This window comes from Klebsiella sp. K5-45 (assembly GCF_030128605.1).
Lineage (GTDB): Bacteria > Pseudomonadota > Gammaproteobacteria > Enterobacterales > Enterobacteriaceae > Klebsiella > Klebsiella quasipneumoniae.
The window spans coordinates 1-3836 of the sequence record NZ_JAKUZW010000042.1; the positions used below are offsets into that span (position 1 = coordinate 1).

4 protein-coding genes are annotated in these 3836 nt (G+C 44.0%); 2 read left to right on the plus strand and 2 right to left on the minus strand.

The features are described from left to right. The first annotated feature begins 129 nt into the window (after positions 1-129). Together MKS11_RS27215 and MKS11_RS27220 are read left to right on the plus strand one after the other, a co-directional pair. Positions 130-384: a helix-turn-helix domain-containing protein gene (locus MKS11_RS27215; RefSeq protein WP_042114995.1), complete on the plus strand. Its 255-nt coding sequence runs from the start codon at positions 130-132 to the stop codon at positions 382-384. Continuing rightward, on the plus strand, positions 362-1213 hold the full coding sequence (locus MKS11_RS27220; RefSeq protein WP_042114997.1) for a BglI family type II restriction endonuclease: 852 nt from the start codon (positions 362-364) through the stop codon (positions 1211-1213). The genes MKS11_RS27215 and MKS11_RS27220 overlap by 23 nt, the downstream gene beginning before the upstream one ends. Here MKS11_RS27220 and MKS11_RS27225 read toward each other — a convergent pair. Together MKS11_RS27225 and MKS11_RS27230 are read right to left on the minus strand one after the other, a co-directional pair. Then, the gene (locus MKS11_RS27225; RefSeq protein WP_042114999.1) at positions 1210-2166 is read right to left on the minus strand and encodes a site-specific DNA-methyltransferase; all 957 of its coding nucleotides are present in this window, start codon (positions 2164-2166) and stop codon (positions 1210-1212) included. The genes MKS11_RS27220 and MKS11_RS27225 overlap by 4 nt on opposite strands. Before the next feature lie 354 nt (positions 2167-2520). Next, positions 2521-2757: a hypothetical protein gene (locus MKS11_RS27230; protein WP_001676031.1), complete on the minus strand. Its 237-nt coding sequence runs from the start codon at positions 2755-2757 to the stop codon at positions 2521-2523. Positions 2758-3836: the final 1079 nt, after the last annotated feature.

Below are 3836 nucleotides of genomic sequence, written 5' to 3' on the forward strand. Positions count from 1 at the left end.
GCCACCGTTGGTAGCGGTGGCCTTTCTTTTTATATCTGAAATAATATTCGCATGCAACGCGATATGTCAATCGAGAAATGATACTCATAGTGTGTAGACTTATAGTCTGAATTTTCAGTTAATAAGCCTATGACTAAATACACCTCCCCTGAAAAAGAAATTTTGATAGCTCTTGGACTAAAAATTAGGAGCGTTAGGTTATCTTTAAATTTATCTCAAGAAGAATTGGCTGAAGCCTGCGGAATACATAGAACTTATGTAAGCTCCTTAGAGAGGGGCGAAAGAAACATATCTATGCTAAATCTTATTAAGATTTGCAAAGCAATAAACTTTCCACCTGAAAAAATACTAGAGGGATTTTATGAACCAAGGCTGGATAAATAATTATTTAGCGGCTAGGCAATACATAATCAACAACAACAGCAACTTTATTTTGCAAGAAGAATGTCGTGTTACTGATCTAATAATAGATAGGCTTGCATCTAGATACAGAGAGATCAAAAACGACTTCGACAATGCTTATAGAACTAAAGAATATTGGGAACTCTACGCTCCAATTCAAAGAGGGCATAAGCCTCGAGGAGAGGCCTATCCATGGGGGGAAGTAGGAGAGAAGGTTCTAGAAGGACATCTGTACTCCTCTTTAAATGAAATTTTTGAACGGGTAAAATTCCCAGGAATACCTTATGGCCATGACATTAGATTTTCTACAGAGAACTCTTTTGTTCACATTGATATTAAATCAACGGGGCCAACTGATAACCCAAACGAAGTCGTTAGCAGCCCGAACCAGGTAACTGGAAATGGTATGATTTCTGAGGCTGGCATGGTATATAATAATGAAGTAGATATGAGAGGAGCTAGGATTACCAGGAAATTTCGTCCTGAACTTGCTCCATTTTACCTTATCAACAACCAAATCATCCCGGTATTAACATTCTATATTAAAGTTGTTTATGATGTAATCTCTCCAGGGAATCAACCATTGAAATATATTGAGTTAATTTGCGTCCCTAATGGCATGCCACTTTTTGTTGCACCTAACTTTAATTATTTATACCCCGGGATTTTGACACCAGGAAAAGATGAGGTGGGAGTAGATAGAAAAAGAACAAGAATAAAATTAAATCCATTAGCTAAAATTGGCAGTTGGCGCTGCCAAAAAATATACATAAATGAGTACGGTGAAGTAGCTGTATCGAGTAGAAGTTAATCAAGAGCCAGTTCAAGAGGGGGCTGGATAGCCTGAAGCCTTCTCTTGGCTAAATCTACATATTTAAGTTCTTTATCGAAACCTAAATAGGCCCTGTTTAACATAGCCGCTGCTACTGCTGTAGTACCACTACCCATAAACGGATCCAGAACAGTTTCATTTTCGTCCGTCAAGAGCCTAATAACGCGACTTGCAAGCTCTAGTGGGAATTGAGCTTCATGCTCTTTATTAGCTCTAACCGATCTAATATTCCATACTCCTCGACTCCCCCATTCAGCCCATTCATGAGGATTTAACCTTGCTCGGTCAATAATTGTTTCACCTGGCTTCCAAAAAACATAAAGGTATTCAAACTCACTAACAGCTCTATATGAATTAGAGTGCCATTGTGAATTGTTCCATGTGGGATCCTTCACCCATATCCTTCTATCGTATAAATACATCCCTGATTCTTCGGCATATTTTTCAAGATTGTGCCCTATTAGCTTAACTTTTGTCTGAGTCGCGTATTTACCACCTCTGATGTTGTTCCCATTTAGCCTTCTATCTATAGTTTGCTCACTGCATCCCAATATTTTTGCAAGCTCGTGTCTATTTAACCCAGGATGTTCTTCTTTAACTTTTAATATCATTTCTTTAGTTATAGGAGATCTGAGTTTACTCTTATTTGGCGCTTGTATTTTAGGCATGTTTATATCAGGAAAAGCCAGGATATCGTCTATATTAACAACTAAAAACCCGCCTTTTTTTAAGACGTTAAAATGACCTGATATGACATTCCTAAGCATTGACTGCCACGATTCATAGGTCTCCCCTTTTTCATAATCTTTACCTACAAAATATGGAGGCGACCAAAAACTTAGCGCAACAGTTTCGGGCTCAATCTTCTTTATCAACTCCACTGAGTTACCATGATAAATTTCATTATGTTTCAAAAAATCGGTTTTCGGCATATCTATCTCCTTTCGATATGCAAATGATACTTAAAGTATTCATTTTCGGCAAGCGCGGTTTGTGTTTGATTAAATTGATTTTTTTATAGTTTATATCAACTTCAGAAAGTTTAAGTCCGAGAGTCTATTTATATCTGACTAAAATGCCATAATTTACCATAACATCCGTTGTCTGCACTGCCTGAGAGGCCCTCAGCGCGTTTCTGCGGCCTGACAGCCGTTTCCGGCACCTTTCACCGCACCAACCCCTGAAAAACGCCCCTGATGATTTCTGCGCGTCTGCATGGCTATTCACAGGAGTGAATGGCGGGCAATTTCGGAGTGTCAGCACCACTAAACCGCCAAAAGGCGCAATCAGCGGCGCGGCGCGCGCGGACGTGACCAGGCAAACTCGGACTGCTGCCGCTCATCCTCACGTAATGCACGCTGGCGGTCGGCGTAACGCTGCGACTCAATCTGCGCACGCGCTCTGTTCAGGACGATATGCCGGTTCGGCTGATTTAGCTTTTTGCCTGACGCTCTCTCAGCTGCGGCAATAGCATCATCAAGAAATTTTTTCTCTGCAGGTGTCAGGTTTGTCAGTCTGTTCATAGCATTCTCCCATCAGAATAACGCCGCACAGTCTGCCAGACACAGCAGAACCGATGAAGCGCTGGCGGTGCTGAAAGACAGCCAGAAACGGTGAACGGGAGCGGATTTTAATCCGGTGACGTGAGACGTTGGGCAAGCCGCAGGCGCGTCAGTGGTTTTAGCGGGTTTCGGGGCGCAGCCCTGAACCAGTCACGCAGCGCTAGCGGAGTGTATACTGGCTTACTATGTTGGCACGGATGCGAATATCAGTGAAGTGCTTCATGTGGCAGGAGAAAAAAGGCGGCACCGGCGCGTCAGCAGAATATGCGATACAGGATATATTCCGCTTCCTCGCTCACTGACTCGCTGCGCTCGGTCGTTCGGCTGCGGCGAGCGGTGCGGGCTTACTGGCGGGGCGGAAATTTCCTGGAAGATGCCAGGAAGAAACTTAACAGGGAAGCGAGAAGGCCACGGCGAAGCCGTTTTTCCATAGGCTCCGCCCCCCTGACAAGCATCACGAAATCTGACGCTCAAATCAGTGGTGGCGAAACCCGACAGGACTTAAAGATACCAGGCGTTTCCCCCTGGTGGCTCCCTCGTGCGCTCTCCTGTTCCTGCCTTTCGGTTTACCGGTGTCATTCCGCTGTTATGGCCGCGTTTATCTCATTCCACGCCTGACACTCGGTTCCGGGAAGGCAGTTCGCTCCAAGCTGGACTGTATGCACGAACCCCCCGTTCAGTCCGACTGCTGCGCCTTTTCCGGTAACTATCAACTTGAGTCCAACCCGGAAAAGCACGACAAAACGCCACTGGCAGCAGCCATTGGTAACAGAACTAGGTGGATTTAGATATTGAGAGTCTTGAAGTGATGGCCCGAGTACGGCTACACTGGAAGGACTGTATTTGGTATCTGTGCTCCACCAAGCCAGCTACCACGGTTCAAAGAGTTGGTAGCTCTGAGAACTTTAGAAAGGCCACCGTTGGTAGCGGTGGCCTTTCTTTTTATATCTGAAATAATATTCGCATGCAACGCGATATGTCAATCGAGAAATGATACTCATAGTGTGTAGACTTATAGTCTGAATTTTCAGTTAATAAGC